This window comes from Streptomyces parvulus (genome assembly GCF_014648855.1).
Classification (GTDB): Bacteria; Actinomycetota; Actinomycetes; order Streptomycetales; family Streptomycetaceae; genus Streptomyces; species Streptomyces parvulus.
Map to the genome: position 1 here is coordinate 66,843 of NZ_BMRX01000015.1, position 23,027 is coordinate 89,869.

At 74.8% G+C, this 23,027-nt stretch carries 18 protein-coding genes, 1 pseudogene and 2 riboswitches; of the genes and pseudogenes, 12 read left to right on the top strand and 7 right to left on the bottom strand.

Annotated features, from left to right (window positions below; translation table 11 throughout):
• The 6 genes and pseudogenes from IE108_RS35365 to sbnA form a co-directional block, all read left to right on the top strand.
• Positions 1–438: pseudogene (locus IE108_RS35365) on the top strand (AbfB domain-containing protein); the annotation flags it as partial.
• Positions 439–567: 129 nt separating this feature from the next.
• Positions 568–3,093, top strand: coding sequence for a Pls/PosA family non-ribosomal peptide synthetase (locus IE108_RS34890; protein ID WP_079163389.1), 2,526 nt, complete (start codon positions 568–570; stop codon positions 3,091–3,093).
• Entirely contained in the window at positions 3,093–5,564 is a 2,472-nt protein-coding gene (locus IE108_RS27565) for a non-ribosomal peptide synthetase (protein WP_064726002.1), read from the top strand. The genes IE108_RS34890 and IE108_RS27565 overlap by 1 nt, the downstream gene beginning before the upstream one ends.
• A gap of 28 nt (positions 5,565–5,592) precedes the next feature.
• Positions 5,593–6,624, top strand: a complete 1,032-nt coding sequence (locus IE108_RS27570; RefSeq protein ID WP_079163388.1) for a TauD/TfdA family dioxygenase — start codon at positions 5,593–5,595, stop codon at positions 6,622–6,624.
• Positions 6,621–7,691 (top strand): 2,3-diaminopropionate biosynthesis protein SbnB, encoded by a 1,071-nt coding sequence (sbnB, locus tag IE108_RS27575; RefSeq protein WP_064726001.1) that lies wholly within the window; start codon positions 6,621–6,623, stop codon positions 7,689–7,691. Before IE108_RS27570 ends, sbnB begins: the two co-directional genes overlap by 4 nt.
• Before the next feature lie 32 nt (positions 7,692–7,723).
• Complete coding sequence (sbnA, locus tag IE108_RS27580; RefSeq protein ID WP_064726000.1) at positions 7,724–8,767, top strand: 2,3-diaminopropionate biosynthesis protein SbnA; 1,044 nt, start codon at positions 7,724–7,726, stop codon at positions 8,765–8,767.
• Here the strand turns inward: sbnA and IE108_RS27585 are convergent.
• The 3 genes from IE108_RS27585 to IE108_RS27595 all read right to left on the bottom strand — a co-directional run bounded on the left by IE108_RS27585 (position 8,748) and on the right by IE108_RS27595 (position 12,287).
• Positions 8,748–9,524 carry an anti-sigma factor gene (locus tag IE108_RS27585; protein WP_064725999.1) on the bottom strand — a complete coding sequence of 259 codons (777 nt, stop codon included), beginning with the start codon at positions 9,522–9,524 and terminating at the stop codon, positions 8,748–8,750. The genes sbnA and IE108_RS27585 overlap by 20 nt on opposite strands.
• Positions 9,521–10,132, bottom strand: a complete 612-nt coding sequence (gene sigK, locus IE108_RS27590) for an ECF RNA polymerase sigma factor SigK (protein ID WP_079163387.1) — start codon at positions 10,130–10,132, stop codon at positions 9,521–9,523. Before sigK ends, IE108_RS27585 begins: the two co-directional genes overlap by 4 nt.
• Positions 10,133–10,316: 184 nt before the next feature.
• Entirely contained in the window at positions 10,317–12,287 is a 1,971-nt protein-coding gene (locus IE108_RS27595; RefSeq protein ID WP_229852432.1) for an ATP-binding protein, read from the bottom strand.
• Positions 12,288–12,519: 232 nt separating this feature from the next.
• Between IE108_RS27595 and IE108_RS27600 the strand changes: the two genes are divergently transcribed.
• Entirely contained in the window at positions 12,520–12,933 is a 414-nt protein-coding gene (locus IE108_RS27600) for a DUF4190 domain-containing protein (protein ID WP_064725997.1), read from the top strand.
• Positions 12,934–12,964: 31 nt separating this feature from the next.
• On the opposite strand, the gene IE108_RS27605 is transcribed toward IE108_RS27600, so the two are convergent.
• From IE108_RS27605 to IE108_RS27615, 3 genes are read right to left on the bottom strand one after another with little or no spacing between them, the layout of a single operon-like run.
• Positions 12,965–13,747 (bottom strand): ABC transporter ATP-binding protein, encoded by a 783-nt coding sequence (locus tag IE108_RS27605; RefSeq protein WP_064725996.1) that lies wholly within the window; start codon positions 13,745–13,747, stop codon positions 12,965–12,967.
• A complete protein-coding gene (locus tag IE108_RS27610) occupies positions 13,744–14,850 on the bottom strand; it encodes a FecCD family ABC transporter permease (RefSeq protein WP_064725995.1) in 1,107 nt (368 codons plus the stop codon). The genes IE108_RS27605 and IE108_RS27610 overlap by 4 nt, the downstream gene beginning before the upstream one ends.
• Positions 14,847–15,869, bottom strand: a complete 1,023-nt coding sequence (locus IE108_RS27615) for an ABC transporter substrate-binding protein (protein ID WP_064725994.1) — start codon at positions 15,867–15,869, stop codon at positions 14,847–14,849. Before IE108_RS27615 ends, IE108_RS27610 begins: the two co-directional genes overlap by 4 nt.
• A gap of 30 nt (positions 15,870–15,899) precedes the next feature.
• A riboswitch (cobalamin riboswitch) is annotated at positions 15,900–16,078 on the bottom strand.
• 123 nt (positions 16,079–16,201) lie between these two features.
• Positions 16,202–16,323, top strand: a riboswitch (cobalamin riboswitch).
• Positions 16,324–16,386: 63 nt separating this feature from the next.
• Here IE108_RS27615 and IE108_RS27620 point away from each other — a divergent pair.
• Together IE108_RS27620 and IE108_RS27625 are read left to right on the top strand one after the other, a co-directional pair.
• Positions 16,387–16,785, top strand: a complete 399-nt coding sequence (locus IE108_RS27620) for a hypothetical protein (protein WP_107420042.1) — start codon at positions 16,387–16,389, stop codon at positions 16,783–16,785.
• Positions 16,785–17,495: a (2Fe-2S)-binding protein gene (locus IE108_RS27625; protein ID WP_064731588.1), complete on the top strand. Its 711-nt coding sequence runs from the start codon at positions 16,785–16,787 to the stop codon at positions 17,493–17,495. Before IE108_RS27620 ends, IE108_RS27625 begins: the two co-directional genes overlap by 1 nt.
• A gap of 9 nt (positions 17,496–17,504) precedes the next feature.
• Here IE108_RS27625 and IE108_RS27630 read toward each other — a convergent pair whose 3' ends face one another.
• Positions 17,505–20,153, bottom strand: a complete 2,649-nt coding sequence (locus tag IE108_RS27630; protein ID WP_064725993.1) for a SpoIIE family protein phosphatase — start codon at positions 20,151–20,153, stop codon at positions 17,505–17,507.
• 474 nt (positions 20,154–20,627) lie between these two features.
• On the opposite strand from IE108_RS27630, the gene cbiE reads away from it, so the two are divergent.
• Genes cbiE through IE108_RS27645 form a run of 3 tightly spaced genes read left to right on the top strand, consistent with a single transcriptional unit; the run spans position 20,628 to position 23,015 of the window.
• Positions 20,628–21,926, top strand: a complete 1,299-nt coding sequence (gene cbiE / locus IE108_RS27635) for a precorrin-6y C5,15-methyltransferase (decarboxylating) subunit CbiE (protein WP_373297053.1) — start codon at positions 20,628–20,630, stop codon at positions 21,924–21,926.
• Positions 21,923–22,672, top strand: coding sequence for a precorrin-4 C(11)-methyltransferase (gene cobM, locus IE108_RS27640; protein WP_064725991.1), 750 nt, complete (start codon positions 21,923–21,925; stop codon positions 22,670–22,672). The genes cbiE and cobM overlap by 4 nt, the downstream gene beginning before the upstream one ends.
• Positions 22,662–23,015, top strand: a complete 354-nt coding sequence (locus tag IE108_RS27645) for a glyoxalase superfamily protein (protein ID WP_064725990.1) — start codon at positions 22,662–22,664, stop codon at positions 23,013–23,015. The genes cobM and IE108_RS27645 overlap by 11 nt, the downstream gene beginning before the upstream one ends.
• Positions 23,016–23,027 lie beyond the last annotated feature (12 nt).

Sequence of the window (23,027 nt, forward strand, 5' to 3'; positions counted from 1 at the left end):
ACCTGGGGGCACACCAACCGGTACCTGCGGCACGCCGACAGCCTCGCCCAGACCGAGATCGTCGACGCCAACAGCAGCGGTCTGCTCAAGCAGGACGCCACCTGGACCCTGCGGCGCGGTCTCGCGGACTCCTCGTGCTACTCCTTCGAGTCCGTGAACTACCCGGGCCGGTTCCTGCGCCACGCGGACAGCCGGGTCCGCACCGCGACCGACGACGGCTCGGCGCTCTTCCGGCAGGACGCCACCTTCTGCGCCCGTCCCGGGCTCGGCGGATCGGGCGTCACCTTCGAATCGATCAACATCCCGGGCTCCTACCTGCGCCACTTCGCATCCGCCGTCCACATCGCCGCCGGAAGCGGAGCCGGCGACTCCTACGACCGCCCGCAGACCCTCACGGCCGACGCGACCTGGAGCGTGGCGGCACCCTGGGCGCCCTGACCGGACCGCTCCGCACGACCGCGGACTCCCCGGGAAGAAAAACCGCATCCCCGTCATACCTCTCCCGTACGGCACCGAATACCTGGCAGACGGAAAGACGTCCGACAGGCAGCGGCTCAGGGGGTCCTCATGACGGGACAGCGGCTGGAGGTGCGGGGCACGGTCCCCGCCCACCCCACCGGAGAGTCCGCGGATCCCGCGGCCGACGGAACGCGGGAGGCGTTCGCCGGGCTGCTCGCCGACGTGCTCCACGCCGACGACGTCCGCCCGGACAGTCACTTCTTCAACGACCTGGGTGCCGACTCGCTGCTGATGGCACACTTCTGCGCCCGGGTCAGGAAGTGCCCCGGCCTGCCGTCCGTGTCGATGCGCGACATCTACCGGAATCCGACCCTCGACGCCCTCACCGGGGCGCTCGCGCACCCTCCGGCCCCGGCTCCCGGTCCCCCGGGGGCCGTGCCGGCGGCGCCGGTGCCCCGCGCACCCGAAGCGACGGGCCGCCCCCACCGCCTGATCTGCGGCGCCCTCCAGTTTCTGAGCTACCTCGGCTACGCGGGACTCCTCGCGGTCGTGACCTCCCTCGGCTACGACTGGATCTCCGCCGGCGGCGGCGTACTCGACACCTACCTGAGGTCCGTGTCCTTCGGCGCGGTGCTGTTCGCCGTACTCTGCGCCCTGCCGGTGATCGCGAAGTGGCTGCTGATCGGCCGCTGGAAGCCGGCCCGGTTCCGGGTCTGGAGCCTCGCCTACGTCCGCTTCTGGCTGGTCAAGGCGCTGATCCGGGCGAGCCCGCTCGTCCTGTTCACCGGCACGCCGCTGTACCCCCTGTACCTCCGGGCGCTCGGGGCGCGCGTCGGTCCGGGGGTGACGTTCCTGTCGCGCGGCCTGCCCGTCTGCACCGACCTGCTGACGATCGGCGCGGGCACCGTCGTCCGCAAGGACTCGCTGGTCAACTGCTACCGCGCCACCGACGGGGTGATCGAGACGGGCCCCGTCACCCTGGGAGCCGACGCGGTCGTCAGCGAGGCGACGGTGCTGGACATCCGCACCTCGCTCGGGCGCGGCGCGCAGCTGGGACACGCGTCCTCCCTGCACAGCGGCCAGGCGGTCCCCGACGGCGAACGCTGGCACGGCTCACCCGCCCAGCCCGGCGGACCCGACTTCCGCGGAGTGGAGCCCGTCCCCTGCGGCACGCCCCGGCGCGCCGCCTACGGGAGCGTCATGCTGCTGGCCGCGCTCCTGGTGTACATCCCGCTCGTGGTGGGCTTCGTCGACGTACTGCTCTCCCGCGTCCTCGCGGGCGCCACCGTGCTCGACCAGGGCCGCCCGACACCGGCCGGCTGGGTCTTCTACGCCGACATCCTGGTGATCACCTCCGTGGTCTTCTTCGGCGCGGTGCTCCTCGCGATCGTCCTGGTGGGCACCGTCCCGCGCCTGACCGGACGATGGGTCGTCCCCGGCCGGACGTATCCGCTCTACGGCCTGCACCACGGCCTGCACCGGGCGACGGCCCTGCTCACCAACCGCAGGTCCCTCACCCGGCTGTTCGGCGACAGCACGGGCATCGTGCACTACCTGCGCTGGATCGGGTACGACCTGTGCCGCGTCGAGCAGACCGGCTCCAACTTCGGCACCCAGGTCAAGCACGAGAGCCCCTTCGTGAGCCGGGTGGGCACCGGCACCATGGTCGCCGACGGCCTCTCGCTGATGAACGCCGAGTACTCCGGCTCCTCCTTCCGGCTGCGCCCGACGGCCGTCGGCGCGCACAACTTCCTGGGCAACCGCATCGCCTACCCGCCCGGCGGCAGGACCGGCGACAACTGCCTGCTCGCGACCAAGGTCGGCATCCCCCTCGACGGTCCGCTGCGGCACGACGTCGGCCTGCTGGGCTCCCCCTCCTTCGAGATCCCGCGCTCGGTGCCGAGGGACAGCACCTTCGACGGGCTGAAGGAGGGCGACGGGCTGCGCCGCAGGCTGGCCGCCAAGAACCGCCACAACGCGGCGACGATGGCGGGCCACCTGCTCACGGGCTGGCTGTTCTTCTTCTGCGTCAGCCTGCTCTTCTCGTCCGCCGCGAGCCTGTACCCGCGCTGGGGGACCGTGGTGATCGCGCTGGCCAACGCGGTCCTGCTGCCGTTCACCCTGCTCTACTTCGTCCTGGTCGAACGCGTCGTCACGGCGCTGCGTCCTCCGGGGCCGCTGTTCTGCTCGATCTACGACCCGCGGTTCTGGCTGCGCGAGCGCTACTGGAAGATCCCCTCGGAGACGTACTTCCGGGTCCTCAACGGCACACCGTTCAAGGGCCTCGTGTGGCGCATGCTCGGTGTCCGGGTCGGAGCGAGGCTCTTCGACGACGGGTGCAGCCTGACCGAGCGCCCGATGGTCACCATCGGCGACGACTGCACGCTCAACGCGGGCAGCGTCGTGCAGTGCCACTCGCAGGAGGACGGCACCTTCAAGTCGGACCGCAGCGCGATCGGCTCCGGCTGCACCCTCGGGGTCGGCGCCTTCGTGCACTACGGAGTGACGGTCGGCGACGGCGCTCGACTGGAGACCGACGTCTTCCTGATGAAGGGCGAGACCGTGCCCCCGGGGGCCCGCTGGGTGGGCAATCCGGCCCGCCCCGCGTCCGACGGAGACGGAGGCGAACGGTGATGGCGACCGCGACGAACGAACGGCGCGCCCCCGGGCCCGGCGATCCGGGTGAAGGCGGCGCGACCGCCCTGCCCCGCTGGACGCGCACCCCCGTACCGGGTACGGCCGAGTACACGGTCGTCCTCCCCGGCGCCCTGACACCGGCCCTGCGCAGGCGGGCGGACCTGCTCGGCGTGACGCCCGCGGCGATCCTGCTGGCCGCCCACGCCAAGGTGCTGGCGCTGCTCTCCGGCGAGACCACGGTCCGGGCGGGCCTGCTGACGTCCGCCGCCGCGAGGCCGCTGCCCTGGGAGCTGGCCGTCCGTGCCGGCAGCTGGCGCCAACTCGTCGAAGAGGCCGGCCGGTCGCTCAGTGACTCCGCAACCCGCCCCGCGCCCCCGAGCGGCTTCGAGGCGGTCCTCGACCCGGCCGGGGACGCGGGCCCGCGTCTCCCGGACGGTGCCGTCCTCGCCGTGGCGGCGGGGGAGCGGGACGGCCGGCCGGTGCTGCGCCTGCGCCACCGCACCGACGCCTTGGACGCCGACAGCGCCGCCCGGATCGGCGGATACCACCTGGCCGCCCTCGAACGGATCGCCGCCGACCCCGGCGCCCCGCACGACCGGGACACCCTGCTCTCCCCCGAGGAGGTCCGCCTCCAGCGCGACTGCCTCGCCGGACCGGACCGGCCCCTGCCCGACCGCCGCGTCCACGAACTCTTCGAGGAGGGCGTACGCCGGCACCCCGCCGCCGTCGCCGTGGTCCACCGCGACCGGAGCTGGACCTACCGGGAACTGGACGTCCGCGCCAACCGGCTGGCCCGTGCCCTGCTCGCCCGGGGCGTGCGCCCCGAGGAGGTGGTCGCGGTCGCGACCGAACGCGACCTGCACTGGGCCGCCGCCGTCCTCGGCGTCCTCAAGGCCGGCGCCGCCTACCTGCCCCTCGACCCCCACGGCCCGCCCGACCGCATGACCGCCATGCTCCGCCGGGCCGGCTGCCGCCTCGTCCTCACCGAGCCGGGCAGCACCCGCAACCCGGACCGCGCCCTGACCGCCCTGCCCGGCACGCGCGCGCTGCTCGTCCCGGACGTCACCGAAGGCGCCAACGACGGCACGCCGCCCGGCCCGCGCGTACCCGCCGGCGCGCTCGCCTACGTCTTCTTCACCTCGGGGTCCACCGGCGAACCCAAGGGCGCGATGTGCGAGCACGCCGGCCTGCTCAACCACCTCCAGGCCAAGATCGACGACCTGGGCATCGGCGAGGGCACGGTGGTGGCGCAGACGGCCTCGCAGTGCTTCGACATCTCCCTGTGGCAACTGCTCGCGGCCCTGCTGGCCGGCGGCCGCACCCTGCTGGTCGGCCAGGACGCGATCCTCGACGCCGACCGCTTCCTCGACACGGTCACCGCGGGCCGGGCCGCAGTCGTCCAGCTCGTCCCCTCCTACCTCGACGTCGTGCTCGGCGCCCTGGAGCGCCGCCCCCGCGAACTGCCCGACCTGCGCTGCGTGTCGGTCACCGGCGAGGAACTCAAGGCGGACCTCGTCCGGCGGTGGTTCGAATCCGGGCCCGGCGTCCGCCTGGTCAACGCCTACGGACTGACCGAGACGTCCGACGACACCAACCACGAGGTGATGGACGGCCCGCCCGCCACCGGCCGGACACCGCTGGGCCGCCCCGTCCAGAACGTCCGCGTCCACGTCCTCGACGAACACCTCGCGCCCGTGCCGCTCGGCGCCCCGGGGACCATCGCCTTCTCCGGCGTCTGCGTCGGCCGCGGCTACGTCAACGACCCCGAGCGCACCCGCGCCGCCTACCTCCCCGACCCGCACCACCGGGGCCAACGCCTGTACCTGAGCGGCGACATCGGCCGCTGGCGCCCCGACGGCAAGCTGGAGTACCTCGGCCGCGCCGACGCCCAGGTCAAGATCCGCGGCTTCCGCGTCGAACCGGGCGAGGTCGAGAACGCGCTGCTCGGTGCCGCCGGGGTCCGGGACTGCGCGGTCGTGGTGACCGGCGCCGAGGCCCACGACCGGCAACTCGCCGCCTTCTGGGCGGGCGGCCCGCGCGTGTCCGCCGACGGCCTGCGCGAACACCTCGCGGACCTGCTGCCCGCGTACATGGTCCCGGCCTCCTTCCACCGGGTGGAGAGCCTGCCGCTGACCCCCAACGGCAAGACCGACCGGAAGGCGCTCGCCGGCCTCGCCCCGTCGCCCGGCGAACCGGGCCACGGCGACCGGCGGCCGCGCACACCGGCCGAGCGACGGCTCGCGGCCGCCTGGGCGGACGTACTCGGCCTGCCGGCCGGCCGGATCCGCCGCGACGACGACTTCTTCGCGCTGGGCGGCACCTCCCTGTCGGCGGTGCGGCTCGCCGTCTCCCTCGACCGGGCGCTCTCCCCGCGCGACCTCACCGGCCACCCGGCACTCGCCGACCTGGCCCGCCTGCTCGACGCCCGGACCGGCACGGAACCCGCCGCACCGGCGGCCGGGCCCTGACGAGACCCCCTCCGAAGGAGGAGACCCCATGCTGTCCGCACTGTTCCGCAAGCACCCGGCCGCCACCACGCCGTTCCCACCCGCCGGGCACACCCCGGCACCGGACGGCGCCGCACCACCGGTCCTCGCGGCCCGCGAACCGGCCGACCCCGCCGCCTGGGTCGCCGAGCACCGGGACACCCTGCGCGGCCTCGCCGCCGAACACGGCGCGCTCACCGTCCGCGGCCTCGGGCTGCGCGACGCGGCCGGAGTGAAGGCGGTCCTCGACCGGATCACCGGCCGCCCGATGACCGAACGCGAGGGCTTCGCCGCCCGCGACCGCCACGCGGAGGGCGTCTACTCGTCGTCGGCATGGCCGCGGAACCAGCCGATGTGCATGCACCACGAGATGAGCTACGCGACCCGCTGCCCCGGACTCCTGCTGTTCGCCTGCCTCCGGGCGCCCACCGAGGGCGGCGCCACCGCCGTCGCCGACGCGGCTGCCGTCCTGCGCTCACTCCCCGCCGAACTCGTCGAACGCTTCGAACGGGAGGGCTGGATCCTCACCCGCGCCTACCACGACGAGATCGGCACCGCACCCGCCCAGGCGTTCGGCACCGACGACCGCGCCGGGATCGAGGCGTACTGCCGCGACCACGCCGTCGACTGGTCCTGGCAGCCGGACGGTTCGCTGCGCACCCGGCAGCACCGCCGCGCCGTGGCCCGCCACCCGGTCTCCGGCCTGCGCTGCTGGTTCAACCAGATCGCGTTCCTCAGCGAGTGGACGACCGCGCCCGAGGTCCGGGAGTTCCTCACGGACGAGTACGGACCCGACGGCCTCCCCTTCAACACCCTGTACGGCAACGGCGAACCGCTCTCCCCGGACGTCGTGGAGCAGATCAACAAGACCTACGAGGCACACACCGTGCGCCGGCCCTGGCGGGCCGGGGACCTGATGATCGTGGACAACGTCCGCACCGCGCACAGCCGGGAGGCCTACCAGGGGCCCCGCGACGTGCTGGTGGGGATGGGAGACCCCCTGGCGCCGCAGCCGGCGCGATCCGAAGGGACAGCGACATGACCACCGTCCGACCGGCAGAGTTTCGCACCGCACCCGCGGACGCGCCGTCCGTGCCGCCCTTCGCCGTCATCCCCGGCAGCCAGGTCCAGGAGGCCCTCCAGGGCCAGGAGAAGGCGGTCGTGGACGTCGTGGAGGAGACGTACCGCCTCCACGGGGCGGGCCGCACCGTCAACCCCCCGTCCAGCTTCCTCCGCTTCACCGACCGGCCCACCGCACGCATCATCGCCCTGCCCGCCTCCCTGGGCGGCGAGAACCGCGTCGACGGCATGAAGTGGATATCGAGCTTCCCCGCCAACGTCGCCCGCGGCTTCCCCAGGGCCTCGGCCGTCCTCGTCCTCAACGACCACGACACCGGCTACCCGCTGGCCTGCATGGAGAGTTCCATCATCAGCGCCGCCAGGACCGCCGCCTCCGCCGCCTCGGCCGCCGACCGGCTCAGCCGGGGACGCGCCCGCCCCGCCCGGCTGGGGTTCGTCGGGGCGGGCCTGATCGCCCGCTACATCCACACCTACCTCGAAGCGACCGGCTGGTCCTTCGACGCCGTCGGCGTGCACGACGTGTCGGCCGAGAGCGCGGCGGGCTTCCGGACCTACCTGGAGCAGTCCGGGGCCGCCGGCCGGGTCACCGTGCACCGCGGCGCCGAGGAACTGGTCCGCACCAGCGACCTCGTCGTCTTCGCCACGGTCGCCGACCGCCCGCACGTCGACGAGCCGTCCTGGTTCGACCACAACCCGGTGGTGCTGCACGTGTCGCTGCGCGACCTGGCGCCCCGGGTGCTCCTGTCCGCCACCAACGTCGTCGACGACATCGACCACTGCCTGCGGGCCTCCACCTCGCCCCACCTGACCGAGCGCCTCACCGGCGGCCGCGCCTTCCTGGCCGGCACCCTCGACGACGTGATGGCCGGCCGGGTGACCGTACCGGCGGACCGGCCCGTCGTCTTCTCGCCGTTCGGCCTGGGCGTACTCGACCTCGCCGTCGGCAAGTTCGTCTACGACGCCGTCGCCCGTTCCGGGACCCTGCGCGTCGTGGACGACTTCTTCCACGAACTCCGGCGCCACGGCTGAGGCACCACGCACGTACCACCGAGGAGGGCATCGTGCCCGTCATCACCGCACCCCAGGCCTTCAACGAGGAAGACCTCTACGTCGACCTCGCACCGATGCTCGGGCACCGGCTCTTCCTGAAGTGCGAGGGCTTCAACTTCGCCGGTTCGATCAAGCTGAAGGCCGCGACCGAGATGGTGGAGTCCGCCGAGCGCTCCGGCACCCTCACCCGGGACTCGATCCTGGTGGAGTCCTCCTCCGGCAACCTCGGCGTGGCACTGAGCATGATCGCCGCGAGCAAGGGATACCGGTTCGTCTGCGTCACGGACTCCCGCTGCAACCTGACCACCCGTCTGATGATGGAGGCCCTCGGCAGCCGGGTGCACGTCGTCTCCGACGAACACGCCGCCGGCGGGCTGCTGGGCGCACGGCTGGCCCACGTACGCGCGCTGTGCGCCGCCGACGCACGGTATGTGTGGCTCAGCCAGTACACCAACGCCGACAACTGGCGGGCCCACTACTTCCGCACCGCGCCCGCCATCGCCCGCTGGTTCCCGCGGCTCGACGTGCTGTTCGTCGGCGTCGGCACCACCGGCACCCTCATGGGATGCGCCCGCTGGTTCCGCTCCTGGCACCGGCCGGTACGGATCGTCGCCGTGGACAGCGTGGGCTCCGCCATCTTCGGGGACCCGCCGGGCCGCCGCATGATCCCGGGCCTGGGCATGAGCACCCGGCCGCCGCTCCTGGACGAGGCGTACGTGGACGAGGCGGTGCGCGTCGACGAGGTGGACACCGTCCGCACCTGCCGGAACCTCGCGCGGCGCGGCTTCCTCTTCGGCGGCTCGACCGGCACCGTGGTCAGCGGCGCGGCGGGCTGGCTCGCCCGGCACGGCACGCCCGGCCTCACCGCCGTGGCCATCGCGCCGGACCTCGGCGAGCGCTATCTCGACACGGTCTACCAGACCAACTGGGTGCAGGCCCTCTACGGCGAGGACGCCCTCGACCCCGACCGGCAGGCCGACGGCGACGCGTACCCGACGACATCGCCGCCCACCGGCATCACCCGGGTCGCCCGGGTCACGCCGGGAGGGCGATGACGCCGAGCGGCGTAGTCGTCGGCTGCCGGGACCCGCCCGCCGGTTCCACCGTGATGCCGACCGCCGTGGCCCCGTCGAGCGGCCCCTCCAGCACATGGGCCAGCTCTCCGCCCGCGCCGGGCAGCAGTCCGGCCGCCCGGTACGCGCCGCCCTCCTCGTACCAGAGTTCGTAGACCTTGGCGCCGCTGAGCCGGGGGAGGCCGGAGGCGATGAACGCGGCCTCGCCCTTGGCCCGCGAGGTCACGACGCCGGCCGTGGCACCGTCCGCGAGCCGGGCGGTGCTGATCGTGGCGTCCGGCGCGGCCAGCACACCCGCCAGCGCCTCGGCACCGGCGTTCGCCTCGTGGACCTGCTCCCGGGCGGTGTCCGCCTCCGAGTGCTGCCACCAGGCGATCCCCCCGAACGCGGCGGCCGCCGCGACGGACGCGGCCAGGGCGAACCCCAGCACCCGCTTGCCCCGGCGCGCGCGCCGCGCCGCGCGTACGGCCTCCCCGGCATCCTCCCCGCCCCGCTCCCCGTGGCGCTCCTGACGCACGGTGCCGATCTGGGCGAGCACCCGCCGCCGGACCTCGGGCGACGGCGTCCGGTGCTCGGCCGCGCCCAGCATCGCCGCGGTGGCCGCCAGTCCGGCCGCCTCCTCGCGGCAGGCGGCGCAGCTCGCCAGATGGTTCTCGAAGGCCGCCTCCTCGTCGGGAGGCAGGGCGTGCAGCGTGTACGCACCGACGTCGTCGTGCGGGTCGCCGCCGCCCACCGTCATGATCCCGACTCCACACACTCGCGCAGGCGCCGCAGCCCCCGCCGCATCCGTGACTTGATGGTGCCCGCCGGGGTGGCGAGGGAATCGGCGACCTCCGCGTAGGTCAGCCCCTCGTAGTACGCGAGCACCAGCGGCAGTCGCAACTGCCGGGACAGCTCGGCCAGGCAGCGGAACACCCTCCGGTGCTCCTCCCGCTCCTCGACCTCCTCGGCGACCGTGTCGAAGGGCCGGTCCAGGTCCCGCGCGCCGGTGCGCAGCTCGCGGGCGCGACCGGAGACCACCGAACGCACCCGGTCGACCGCCCGCCGGTGCGCGAGGGTCAGCACCCAGTTCCGGGCGGCTCCCCGCTCCGGCCGGAACCGGTCGGCGGTGCGCCACACCTCGACCATCACCTCCTGGGTCACCTCCTCCGCCTGCGCCTCGTCCCTCAGCACCCGGAAGGCCAGCCCCATCACCGGCGGCGCCAGGGTGTCGTACACCCCGGCGAAAGCCTGTTCGTCGCCGCCGGCCGCACGGGTGAGCAGCTCGTCCACCCGGCTCTCGCCGGCCGTCCGCTCCCTGCCCGGCGGGCCTTCGCTGTCCGCGCCGGTCCCGGCTCCGTCGTCCATGGCCGTCCCTCCGCTCTGGTCGAGACTGGGGCATGCCGGCGACGAGCGCACGCGGTCGGGAGCCGTCCGCCTGACGCGTTCACCTCCTTGCGGAGCCACGGGAGGCGCTGGGGGCCGCACGGCCCTCACCTGTGGTTCGTAGCCGCCGTCCCCTCGGATGCCGCCCGCCCGGGCGGAATCCGCGTCACTCCCGCCCTGCGGATCCCAGCAGCTCGGCCAGCACCTCCTCCGGTTCGCGGACCATGCTGCGCAGCATCACGGACTCGTACTCCTCGTCGCCGAGCACCGAGCGGACGGTGCTCTCGTAGTGGACGCGCACCGGACCCAGTTCCGGAGTGCCGCGCTGCGGATGCCCGACCGAACCCCACAGGGTCTCGCCGGCGGCGTAGGCCTCGGCGGCGGGGCCGACGGAGCCCTCGGCCGCGAGCGCCGCCGCCAGCACGTCAAGGCCCAGGGCCAGCCCGAAGCCGTCCCCGATGCGGCGCTTGCCGTCCAGCATCGAACGGGCGTACGCGACCGCCTGGCGCGGGCGGTCCTGGAAGAGCGAGACGAGGGCGAGCTGGTAGTCGGTGTAGGCGCGGGTCCACCACTCGCCGATCGCGACGCAGTCCGCGCGCAGCGACTCGGCCTCCTCCCGCGCCCGGTCCAAAAAGCCCTGGCCGGTGAGGGCGAAGACCCTGACGAGGCGGCACATCACCGCCCCGGGGGTCACGGCCCCGGCCGCCCGCGCCAGACCCGCGTCGGCCGTGTGCCCGGCGGCCATGGGGCGCCCGGTGAGCAGGTGGATGAGGCCCGCCAGGTACGCCGCCCGCAGCCGGCCGTCCGCGTCCCCCTCCTGCTCGGCCTCGCGCCGGCACGCCTCCGCCAGGTCGCTCGCGGACCGGATGTCGCCGCGCAGGACGTGGGCGACGCCGAGCGCCCACAGCGCCCGCACCCGCGCCGGGCCGGGCGCGCCGGGGAGCGTGAGCGCCTCCTCCAGGTACGAGGCGGCCTCCGGCAGGTGTCCGCAGCAGCTCCAGAAGAAACCGAGCAGGCCGGTCAGTTCCACCGCGGCGCCGGAGCGGGTGGCGAGCCAGTGGTCGACGGCGGCGCACAGGTCGGGGTGGGCGTCCTCCGTCCACCGGTACCAGTGCGTCTGGTCCGGGCCGAGCCAGCCCGCGTCGGCGCGGCGCGCCTGCTCCAGGAAGTACCGGGCGTGCCGCTCGGACAGCTCCGGCGACTCGCCCAGTTCGTCGAGCCACATCCGGCCGTACTCGCGGACGGTGTCGAGCATGCGGTGGCGGCCGCCCCGGACGCTCAGCACCGACCTGCGCTCCAGGCCCCGGAGCGCGTCGGCCAGTACCGGCGGCGTGAGCGGGCCGCCGCCGCACACGGCGCGCACCGTCCCGGCGTCGACGGGGCCGCGGAAGACCGACAGCCGCGCCCACAGCAGCCGCTCCGTCGGGGTGCACAGCTCGTGGCTCCAGCCCACGGTGGTGCGCACCGCGCGGTGCCGGGGCGGGCCGGCGCCGCGGTCCGCGGCGATGTCCAGGCGGGAGAGCAGCGCCCGCTCGACCTCCTCGATGCTCTGCTCGGCCAGGTTGCCCGCCACCAGTTCGACCGCGAGCGGGATGCCCTGGAGCCACCGGCACAGCCGGCCCGCGGCGAGCAGGTCGGCGGGCGCGTCCAGACCGGCGCCCAGCGCGGCGGCCCGGTCGCGCAGGAGCCGCACCGCGTCGGTCTCGGCGGGCAGCGGCTCGACCTCGACGACCCGTTCGCCCGTCAGGCCGAGCGGCTCCCGGCTGGTCGCCAGCACCGTCAGCCCGGGACTGGCCCGCAGCAGCCGGTCGACGAGATCGCGGCAGCCGTGCGTGACGTGCTCGCAGGAGTCGAGGACGAGCAGGTGCTCCCGGTCGCGCAGCCATCTCCCCAGGGCCTCGACGGGGTCGATCGCCGTGTGGTCGGAGAAGTCGAGCGCGTCCGCCACCGTGGCGGTCAGCAGCCGGTCGTCGGGCAGCGGCCACAGGTCCGCCCACGCGACCGTCCGGCCCCCCGCCGCACGCACCCGGTCCGCCGCCTGGAGGGCGAGCCGGCTCTTGCCGACCCCGCCGACCCCGGTGAGGGTCACGAGTCGGGGCTCCCGCAGGGCCTCGTCCAGGCGGTCCAGTTCGCTCACGCGTCCGACGAAACCCGCCGGTATCTCAGGGAGGTTGCTCAACACGCCCCCAGTCTGGCCCGCCGCTCCGGTGCGGGGGAGACCTTCGGCCACCGGGCGGCCCCACACCGGCGGCCGGGTCACCCGACCGGGGGACGCGCGAAACCGGTGCCGAAGGCATCCGGCATCGACATCGGGGCATCCGCCTCGTACGGCAACTCACCCGGACGGAAACAGAGATGAGCGTGACGACGTGTCGTATCCCGAGCACCCCGCCACTCCCGGCAACGCCCCCCAGACGCAGCACGGCACCGGCGTGAGGCGCACCAACCCGATGGCGGTCGCCGCCCTCGTCCTCGGCATCCTGGCGGTCCTGCTCTTCTGGACCGTCGTCGGCGGTGCCCTGCTCGGACTGCTGGCCCTGATCTTCGGCATCATCGGCGCGCGCAAGGCACGCGGCGGACAGGCACCGCGCCGGGTGATGTCCATCGTCGGCGCCGTACTCGGCGCGCTCGGTCTCATCGCCTCCGTGGTGATCATCGCGATCGGCGCCTCGATCCTCAATTCGGACGAGTTCAAGGACTTCGACGACTGCGTCCAGCACGCCGACTCGCAGAGCGAACGGGACGCCTGCGCCGACGACTTCGAGCAGGACGTGAACAACTGACACCGGCCGCCCGCGGTGGTCTCCGACGCCGTCAGCGCCCGTCGGGCAGGAAGGTCACCTGGGGCGCTCCGGTGCGCGGATGGACGCTCACCTCGCCCACCACGCCGTACACGTCGGCGAGCAGCGCGGGGGTCAGCACCTCGGCCGGCGGCCCCGAGGCGACGATCCCGCCCTCGCTCAGCACGTGCAGGCGGTCGCAGTAGTACGCGGCGAGGTTCAGGTCGTGCAGGGCGAGCAGCACCGTCGCCGGCAGCCGGCGCAGTACCCCGAGGACGTCCAACTGGTGGCGGATGTCCAGGTGGTTGGTCGGCTCGTCGAGGACCAGCAGGGTGGGTTGCTGGGCGAGTGCGCGGGCGATGAGGACCCGCTGGCGCTCGCCGCCGGAGAGCCGGTCGAAGGGGCGGTCGGCCAGCCGGTCCGCGTCCACCGCGGCCAGGGCGTCGTCGATGACGGCGGCGTCCTCCGCGGTGTCCCCGGCCAGCATCCGCTTGTGCGGGGTGCGGCCCATGGCCACGACCTCCCGGACGGCGAGGTCGAAGTCCGCGGCGGAGTCCTGCACGACGGCCGCCACGGTGCGCGCCAGCTGCCGCGTGGGCAGCGTCCAGGCGTCGGCCCCGTCGACGCGGACCGTGCCGGCGGCGGGGCGCAGGACCCGGTAGACCGCGCGCAGCAGGCTGGACTTGCCGCTTCCGTTGGGGCCGACCAGGCCGACCACCTCACCCGCCGAAGCGGTCAGGGAGACGTCGCGCACCAGTTGCCGGGCGCCGGCGGTGAGGGTGACGCCCTCCACGGTCAGGTCGGCCGCGATGCTCATGCCACTCCTCGGTCGGTACCGCGCCGCGCGTCCCGGCGCATCAGCCACAGGAAGAACGGCCCGCCGCACAACGCGGTGAGCACGCCCACGGGGATCTCCAGCGGTGCGGCGACGGTGCGTGCGGCGATGTCGGCCCACACCAGGAAGACCGCCCCGGCCAGCGCCGCCGTGGGCAGCACCCGGCGGTGGTCGCCACCGACGAACAGCCGCACCACGTGCGGGAGGATCAGCCCGACGAAGCCGATCGGGCCGGACGCGGCGACGAGCACCCCGGTGACCAGGGACAGCAGCACGAACATGCGGGCCCGGAAGCGGGCGACGTCCAGTCCCATCGTGGTCGCCGCCTCCTCACCGGCCAGCAGCAGGTTCAGGTTGCGGGCCTGTACCAGCAGCACGCCGATACCGGTCAGCACCGCCACGCCCGGCAGCCACAGGGTCTGCCAGTTGACGCCGCCGAGGCCGCCCAGGGTCCAGGCGAGCACCGCGCGGGCCTCGTTGCCGCGGTCGGTGGTGAGCAGCAGCAGGTCGAGCACGGCGGTGAGCACCGCCGCGACCGCCACCCCGGACAGGACCAGGCGCGTGGAGGTGATGCGGCCGCCGGTGCGGGCGGTGGCGTACACGATCACCAGCGCGCCGAGGGCGCCGGCGAACGCGGCGGCGGACAACGACAGCGGGCCGAGGAAGGCGACGCCGAACACGATGACCGAGACCGCGCCGAGGGAGGCGCCGGAGGAGACGCCGAGCAGGTACGGCTCGGCCAGCGGGTTGCGGACGAGCGCCTGGAGCGCGGTGCCGACCACGGCGAGGCCCGCGCCCGTCACCGCGCCCAGCAGCACGCGCGGCGCCCGGACGTCGAGGACGATGGTCTCCCGCGCGCGCGACCAGTCGGGTTCGGCGAAGTCGGCGCCCATCGCGTGCGTCACGATCCCCCAGACCTGGCCGGGCGGTACCTGCACCGAGCCGATGGCCAGGCCCGCCGTCACCGAGACCACGAGGAGCACCACCAGGACCAGCGACGTCCCCGCCATGGTCGTGCGCCCCGCCCGGCGCGGCGGTGCCGAGGCGCCGGGCCGGGCGGCCGTGTCGGTGGCGGTGCCCGTCACCGGAAGCTCGCGGGGTGCAGCCCGCGAGCGAGGTCGCCCACGGCGTGGGCCGACCGGATGCCGACCAGGGTCGCGGTCAGCGGCAGGACGACGAACCGCTTGTTCCGGATGGCGGGGACGTCGGCCAGGGCCGGCTGCGAGAGCAGGAACTTCTTCTTCTGCTCCACGCTTCCGGCTCCGGCGTACTCGTAGATGGCGATGACCTCGGGCCTGCGCTCGACCACCTGCTCCCAGGAGACGTCGCCGAACACCTCGTCGAGGTCGCCGAAGACGTTCTCGCCGCCCGCCAGCCGGATCAGGTCGGTGCCGAGGCCCTTGCCGCCGGCGGTGAACGCGCTCTTGTCGCCGCTGTCGTAGACGAAGACCGGTACCTTCGCCTCGCCCTTCACGGCCGCGGACGCCTTGTCCACGCGGCCGCGCAGGTCGGCGACGAGGTCGTCGGCGCGGCCGGGGACGCCGAAGATGCCGGCCACGGTGCGGATCTCGGCGTAGGTGTCCTCCATCGTGATCCGCTTCTCGCCGCAGTACTCGCGGTTGAGGTACGTGTCGATGCCCGCGTCGGCGAAGGCCTTGCGGGAACGCCCCTCGTTCTCGGCGAAGGCGCTGCCGTAGCCGCCGTAGACGAAGTCGGGCTCGGCGTCCAGGATCTTCTCGAACGACGGTTCCCGCTCGGCGAGTTCGGGGATCGCCTCGTACGCCTTCCGCAGCTCCGGCAGGACGGCCGAGTCGGGGAAGGCGGTGCCCACCATGCGGTCCTCGAGACCGAGGGCGAGCATCAGCTCGGCCGGGTGCTGGTGGATGGTGACCACGCGGGAGGGCGGCTTGTCGTAGGTCGTCTTCACGCCGCAGTTGTCGACGGTGACGGGGAAGCCGGCCGCCGCCGAGGCGCCCGGGGCGCCGCCGTCGGACCGGTCGGACGCACCGCAGCCGGCGGTCACCAGGGCCGCCGACAGGGCGAGCGCGGCGGCCGTTGCGCGCAGGGTCCGGCGGCGCCGGGCAGGGGAGAACAGGGTTGACACGTAAAGCCTCCTGGGGAGTCCGCGCTCCTCGGATCGGGCCCGCGACGGGTCAGTGTCCTGACTCCCGGGCCCGCGCCCTTTGCCGGCCGGCCCGCTGTCGCGGGACGGGGCTTCGCACGTGATGCCCGGTCACAGTGGCGGGACCGTGCCGGATTCGCACCGGCTTCCTGTCTCCCGTCGCGGCTATGACCTGGCGATATTACGTTCCTGGGAGCCGGGTGCAAAGCGCGGGTGGCCAGGCGCCCGTGCGGCCGTCCCCGGGGTGGGGCCCCGCTGACAGGGCGGGGGAGGTGATGCGAGGATGCCCGGAGCAATTGGGCGACGGCGGCCCGAGGAAGCCGGTGCGATTCCGGCGCGGTCCCGCCACTGTGATCGGCGAGCGAGCCCCCACACGACCACTGCCCGACCGGGTGGGAAGGGGTGGGGCGGGCGACGACCCGAGAGCCAGGAGACTCACGCGGTCGCCTCCTCGACGGACCACCGGGGCGGATCTCCCCGGAGAGAGGGACGATGCCGCATGCCCGCCGAAGCGAGCCCGGCCCGAGCGACGCCCACCGCACCTCCCCGTGACCCGGCCCCCGCGCGGGTCGTCGTGTGCCGCGACTGCTGCTGCGGCACCCCGAAGATCGTCGGCGTCGACCACGCCGCGCAGACGGCGCGCCTGCGGGCCCTGGTGCCGGTGCGGGTGTCGGAGTGCCTCGACGTGTGCGAACAGGCCAATGTGATCGTCGTCCAGCCCTCCGCGGCGGGCCGCGCCGCGGGCGCCCGTCCGGTCTGGCTGGGACTGGTCAACGACCCGGACGCCACCGAGGACATCGCCGGCTGGGTCCGCGCCGGCGGCCCCGGCGTCGCGCCGCGGCCGGACATCCTCGACCTGTACGCCATCACGCCGCCGCGCCGCGGCCCGGTCTCCTGATCAGCGCCGCCGAGGACGACCCGGCGCCCGGGGGCCTCCGGGCATCGTCCGCCGAGGTCACCGCCGCCCTGCGCGACGTGGCCGCCCTCGGCGGCTTCTTCGTGCTGCGCGTCGGCGGCCCCGACGCCGGCTGGCAGCCGCTCGGCCGCTCCTACGCACGGGGCTGCACCGACCTCGCCGAGGCCGTCGCCCGCCGCCACCGGGCGCGCGAGGCCCGGATCGGGGTGTCCATCGCCCAGCTCGGGCACGCGGCACGCCTCTGGTCGCCCGCCCTGGCCTGCGTCCTCCTGCACGGGATCGTCCCCGACCTCGCCCGGCTCGAGCGGGCGGCCGACGGCCCCGCCCTGCGCATGCCGCACCCCGCCGGCCTGCGCGCCGACCGGCTCCCGTCGCCCTCCCTCGCGCTGTACGAGCAGGTCACGGGGCACCTGGACGCGCTGGCCCGCGGACTGCGCGTCAAGCTCGCCCCGCGGCTCCTTGACGGCAACTCCGCCTCGGCGCTGGTCGAGGCGGCCCGCGCCCTGCTCGCCGCCCGCCCCGCCCTGCGCGGTCCGCTCACCGCCCTCACCACCGAACTGCTGGCCACCGGCCGCCTCGTGGGCACCGGCGGCATCACCGGACCGGACCTCGCGTTCCGGCGCCGCAGCTGCTGCCTGTACTACCGCGCGCCCGACGGCTCCAAGTGCGGCGACTGCGGTCTGGCCCGGTGACGGGCGCCGTCACCGCCCGCCCGTCTCGGCCTCGGTCAGGGGCTGTTCGGTCCAGATGACCTTGCCGTGCGGGTGGTACCTGGTGCCCCAGCGCCCGGAGCACTGGGCGACGAGGAACAGGCCGCGGCCTCCCTCGTCGGTGCCCGCGGCCATGCGCAGGTGCGGCGCGGTGCTGCTGCCGTCGGAGACCTCGCAGATCAGGCTGCGGTCCAGCAGCAGCCGGACGCGGACCGGTGCGGCGCCGTGCCGGATGGCGTTGGTGACCAGTTCGCTCAGGATCAGCTCGGTGGTGAACGCCGTCTCCTCCAGACCCCACTCGGTGAGCCGGCGCGTCGCCTCGGCGCGGACGCCGGCCACGGCCGCCGGGTCGTGCGGCACGTCCCACTCGGCGACCCGGTCGGCGGGGAAGGCCCGGGTGCGGGCCACGAGGAGGACGATGTCGTCGGCCGGCCGGTCGGGCAGCAGCGCGTCCAGGATCGCGGCGCAGGTCTCCTCCGGTGTCCGGTCCCCGTCGGACAGCCGGCTCCGCAGCAGGTCGAGGCCCGTCTCGATGTCCCGGTCCCGGTCCGTCACCAGCCCGTTGGTGAACAGGACCAGGCGGCTGCCCTCGGGGAGCCGGAACGCGGCCGTGGCGAACGGCAGGCCGCCGAGACCCAGCGGAGGACCGGGCGGCAGCTCGGGGAAGTCCACGCGGCCGTCCGGCCGGACCACGGCCGGCGGCGGATGCCCGGCGCGGGCCATGGTGCAGTCGCCGGAGACCGGGTCGTAGACGACGTACAGGCAGGTGGCGCCGACGATCTCCGTGCCGCCGCCCGCCTCCGTGCGGTCCCGGTCGAGGCCGGTCACGAGTTCGTCGAGGTGGCCGAGGAGTTCGTCGGGGGCCATGTCCAGGGAGGCGAAGTTGTGCACGGCCGTCCGCAGCCGCCCCATGGTGGCCGCCGCGTGCAGCCCGTGGCCGGCCACGTCGCCCACCACGAGCGCGACCCGCGCCCCGGACAGCGGGATCACGTCGAACCAGTCGCCGCCCACACCCGCCTGCGCCGGCAGGTAGCGGTAGGCGATGTCGAGGGCGCTCTGCGCGGGCAGGCCGTGCGGCAGCAGGCTGCGCTGGAGGGCGACCGCGACGGTGTGCTCGCGGTGGTAGCGGCGCGCGTTGTCGATGGCGACCGCGGCGCGGGACGCCAGCTCCTCGGTGATCGACAGGTCCTCCCGCGTGAACGGCTCGGAACCGGCGCCCCGCCAGAAGTTCGCCACGCCGAGCGCGATGCCCCGGGCCCGCAGGGGCACGGAGATCAGCGAGTGGATGCCGTAGTCGAGGACCGCCGGGGCGCGCGCCGGGTCCTGCCGCTGCCAGCCGGTCTCCGCGCGCAGGTCGGCGATGAGGACCGCGTGGCCGGAGTCGAGGCCGGTCGTGGCCGGCGTGCCGGGCCGGATGGTCATCGCCTCGCCGACCGGGATCAGCGGGGCGTCGTCGCGGACGCCGTGCAGGACCACCCGGTGCATGACCAGGTCACCGGGTGCGGCCTCCTCGCCGCGCCGCACCGCCTCCAGCAGCTCGACGGTGACGAAGTCGGCGCAGCTCGGTGTCGACGCCTCCGCCAGTTCCTCGGCGGTGCGCTCCACGTCGAGCGTGGTGCCGATCCGCGCGCTCGCGTCGTAGAGCAGCTCCAGCCGTCTGAGCGCCCGCTCGGCCCTGCCGCGTTCCCGGTGCAGTTCGGTGGTGTCGCGCAGCGTGGCCACGGTCCCCCCGGCCGTGCCGCCCAGGTCCAGCCGGCGCTGGCTCACCGCCAGCAGCCGGTCGCCGGCCCGGTGCGGCTCGTCCGTGCGGGTGTCGCCCGCGGCGAGCAGGTCCGCGATGCCCGGGTCCAGGCCGAGGCGGGCGAGGGGCAGTCCCTCGCACCGGTCGGGCAGGCCCAGCAGGCGCCGCGCCTCGTCGTTGGCGAGGACCAGCCGGTCGCCGTCGACGATCAGGACGCCCTCCCGGATGGTGTGCAGCACCGCGTCGTGGTGCTCGTACATGCGGGTGATCTCGACCGGCCCGAGGCCGTGCGTCTGCCGCCGCAGCCGGCGGGTCACCAGGGCAGCGGCACCGAGGGCCAGGGCCAGCGAGGCGCCGCCCACCCCGAGCAGTGCGGGCAGTTGGCGGTGGGCGGACTCGTTGACGTTGGTCAGCGTGATACCGACGGCCACCCCGCCCACCACACGGCCGTCCGCCGCCCGCACGGGGGCGTCGGCGTTCACGGTGGGGCCGATGCTCGTGTCGAAGGTCCGGGTGAAGGCCTCGCCCCGCATGACCCGCTCCACCAGCCCGGGCGGGCCGACGACGCGTTTGCCGATCAGCGCCGGATCGGGGTGGGTCAGGCGGATGCCCTCGGTGTCGAAGACCACGACGTAGTCCACGTCGGTGGAGTCGCTGACCCCTTCGGTACGTGGCTGGAGCACCGCGGTGGGATCGGGTCCGGTGAGCGCCGTCGCCGTGCCCGGAGCCCTGGCGAAGGACTCCGCGACGCCCAGGGAGGTACGGCGGGCGTCGTCGGTGCTGTCGCGCTGCGCCTGGAACACCAGGAGCACCACCGCGGTCACGATGAGCAGCACCGCCGTGCCGACCTGCAGCAGGAAGACCTGGCCGGCGATGCTCCGCCGTGGCGAGCGGTCCATAGCGCCAGTTTTCATCAATACCGCAGGTGCGACCAGTCAGGCCCGGCCGTGACCGGCCGCCCGCGACGGGAGACTCACGACGCGAGGGGCACCAGGTGCCGCGCCGGACGGCGCGGGCCGAGGAGGACGACGACGCCCCGGCCGCCGGAGGAGCGCGGGCGTCGTCCACGCGGTGGCGAAACCGGCGGTCTTCCCGTCGCGCACGGCGGTCCCCGGCGGACGGGGGAGGAGGGCGGCGCGAGGATCCCCCGCCCGCGCCGCCCCGTCAAGGGCCGGGCCGCCCCTGGAGAGCCGTCCGGAGCCCGCCGCCCCCCTGAAGCGCGAGGATCCGGGCCACGGCAACGCCTGGGACACCCGCCTCGCCCCCTCCTGCCCTCGGCAGGTTGTTGCAATCAGTGTGCAATAAGAACCCGGTGAGACGCACCCGTGCAACCCCGTGCAGGTGGGCGCCCCGTAGAGTGCGTCCTCGACACAGTGCGCCCCGCGCCTCCCGAGCCCCGAAGGTACTCAGCAGTGACCACCGCCCAGACCCCCGCACCGGCCGTCGTCGGGATCGGCGCCGACGGCTGGGAAGGGCTCGCGGACCCCGCGCGGCGGACCCTGCTCGACGCGGACGTCGTCATCGGCGGCGCCCGCCAACTCGGCCTGCTGCCACCGGAGTGCGCCGGTGAACGGGTCGCCTGGCCCGCTCCGCTGCGGCCCGCCGTCCCCCGCCTCCTCGCCGCACACGCCGGCCGCCGCATCGCAGTCCTGGCCAGCGGCGACCCCATGTTCTACGGCATCGGCCGCGCCCTCGCCGAGGAGCTGGGCCCCGGGGCCGTGCGCGTCCTGCCGCACCCCTCGTCGGTCTCCCATGCCTGCGCCCGCCTCGGCTGGCCCCTGGAGGACGTCGAGGTCGTCACGCTCGTCGGCCGGCCCGCGGCACGCCTCGCCGCCGCCCTGCACGACGGGCGCCGCCTCCTCGTACTCAGCGCCGGCGCCGCCACTCCGGGCGAGGTCGCCGCCCTGCTCAGGGACCGCGGCTTCGGCCCGAGCCCGATGCGGGTGCTGGAGCAGCTCGGCGGCGCGCGGGAGCACACGACGACGCCGGCCACCGCCGACGACTGGGCGGAGCGGCAGCCGCCGGGCGACCCCCTCAACATCGTCGCCGTCGAATGCCGCCGGGCCCCGGACGCCCTCCGCCTCGGTGCGGTGCCCGGCCTGCCGGACGCCGCCTACGAGCACGACGGGCAGCTCACCAAACGCCACGTACGGGCCGTCACCCTCGGCGTCCTCGCCCCCGCTCCCGGTGAACTCCTGTGGGACGTGGGCGGCGGTTCCGGCTCGATCGCCGTCGAGTGGATGCGCACGCACCCCGCCTGCCGGGCGGTCACCGTCGAACGCGACCCCGCCCGCGCCGAGCGCATCGCCCGCAACGCCGAACGGCTCGGCGTGCCCGGACTGCGCGTGGTGACCGGTGCCGCCCCCGGGGCGCTGGCCGGGCTGCCCCGGCCGGACGCGGTGTTCGTCGGCGGCGGCCTCACCGCTCCCGGCCTGCTGGCGGCCTGCTGGGACGCCCTGCCGGACGGCGGGCGCGTGGTCGCCAACACCGTGACCCTGGAGTCCGAGGCGCTGCTGGCCGAGGCCCACCGCCGCCACGGCGGTGAGCTGGTCCGCCTGGCCGTGTCGCACGCCGTGCCCGTGGGCGGCTTCACCGGGTGGCGGCAGGCGATGCCGGTCACCCAGTGGGCCGCGCGGAAGACCCTCGCCACCACCGCAGGAGCAGACAGATGACCGTGTACTTCATCGGTGCCGGCCCCGGCGCCGCCGACCTCATCACGGTGCGCGGCGCCCGGACGCTCGCCGCCTGCCGGGTCTGCCTCTACGCGGGGAGCCTGGTGCCGCGCGAACTGCTCGCGGAGTGCCCCGAGGACGCCCGGCTGGTGGACACCGCGCGGCTCACCCTCGACGAGATCACGGCCGAGCTGGTCCGCGCCCACGAGGAGGGCCACGACGTCGCCCGGCTGCACTCGGGCGACCCGTCCGTGTTCAGCGCGGTCGCGGAGCAGATGCGGCGGCTCGACGGGGCCGGGGTGCCCTACGAGGTCGTCCCGGGCGTGCCGGCCTTCGCCGCCGCCGCGGCCGCCCTGAAACGTGAGCTGACCGTGCCGACGGTCGGGCAGACCGTCATCCTCACCCGCGTCGCCCAGCAGGCCACGCCCATGCCCGAGGGCGAGGACCTCGTCACCCTCGGCCGCAGCGGGGCCCTGATCGTGCTGCACCTGGCCGCCCGCTACGTGGACCGCGTGGTCGCCGAACTCCTGCCGCACTACGGCGCCGACTGCCCCGCCGCCGTCGTCGCCTACGCCTCCCGCCCCGACGAGCTGGTCCTCCGCGGCACGCTCGACGAGATCGCCGGGAAGGTGAAGGACGCGGGCGTGCTGCGCACGGCCGTCATCATGGTCGGCCGGACGCTCGGCGCGGAGCAGTTCCGGGACAGCCACCTGTATTCGGCGGAGCGGGACCGGCATGTCTGCTGAGTCCGCCGCACCGGCCGAGGAGGTCATCCCGGTACTCCGGGTGGGCGACGCCGCGGCGGCCGTCCGCTGGTACGCCCGCCTGGGCTTCGCCCAGCAGTGGGAGCACCGCTTCGAACCGGGGTTCCCGCTGTTCACGGAGATCGCCCGGGGCGGGGTCCGGCTCTACCTGTCCGAGCACGAGGGCGACGCCCGGCCGGACACCCTGGTGTACCTGCGCGTCGCCGACCTCGACGCGGTCGCCGCCGAGTTCGGCCTCGTCCCCGAGGACCAGCCCTGGGGGCGGGAACTGGCCCTCACGGACCCGGACGGCAACCGCCTGCGGGTCGGCCCGGCCAGGGCGTAGCCCCGCCCATGA

Bases quoted from the DNA above. Each gene is read 5' to 3' on its own strand.
- IE108_RS34890 (WP_079163389.1), top strand. From the start codon at position 568: ATGACGGGACAGCGGCTGGAGGTGCGGGGCACGGTCCCCGCCCACCCC.
- IE108_RS27565 (WP_064726002.1), top strand. From the start codon at position 3,093: ATGGCGACCGCGACGAACGAACGGCGCGCCCCCGGGCCCGGCGATCCG.
- IE108_RS27570 (WP_079163388.1), top strand. From the start codon at position 5,593: ATGCTGTCCGCACTGTTCCGCAAGCACCCGGCCGCCACCACGCCGTTC.
- sbnB (WP_064726001.1), top strand. From the start codon at position 6,621: ATGACCACCGTCCGACCGGCAGAGTTTCGCACCGCACCCGCGGACGCG.
- IE108_RS27585 (WP_064725999.1), bottom strand. From the start codon at position 9,524: ATGACGGTGGGCGGCGGCGACCCGCACGACGACGTCGGTGCGTACACG.
- sigK (WP_079163387.1), bottom strand. From the start codon at position 10,132: ATGGACGACGGAGCCGGGACCGGCGCGGACAGCGAAGGCCCGCCGGGC.
- IE108_RS27605 (WP_064725996.1), bottom strand. From the start codon at position 13,747: ATGAGCATCGCGGCCGACCTGACCGTGGAGGGCGTCACCCTCACCGCC.
- IE108_RS27620 (WP_107420042.1), top strand. From the start codon at position 16,387: ATGCCCGCCGAAGCGAGCCCGGCCCGAGCGACGCCCACCGCACCTCCC.
- IE108_RS27630 (WP_064725993.1), bottom strand. From the start codon at position 20,153: ATGGACCGCTCGCCACGGCGGAGCATCGCCGGCCAGGTCTTCCTGCTG.
- cobM (WP_064725991.1), top strand. From the start codon at position 21,923: ATGACCGTGTACTTCATCGGTGCCGGCCCCGGCGCCGCCGACCTCATC.
- IE108_RS27645 (WP_064725990.1), top strand. From the start codon at position 22,662: ATGTCTGCTGAGTCCGCCGCACCGGCCGAGGAGGTCATCCCGGTACTC.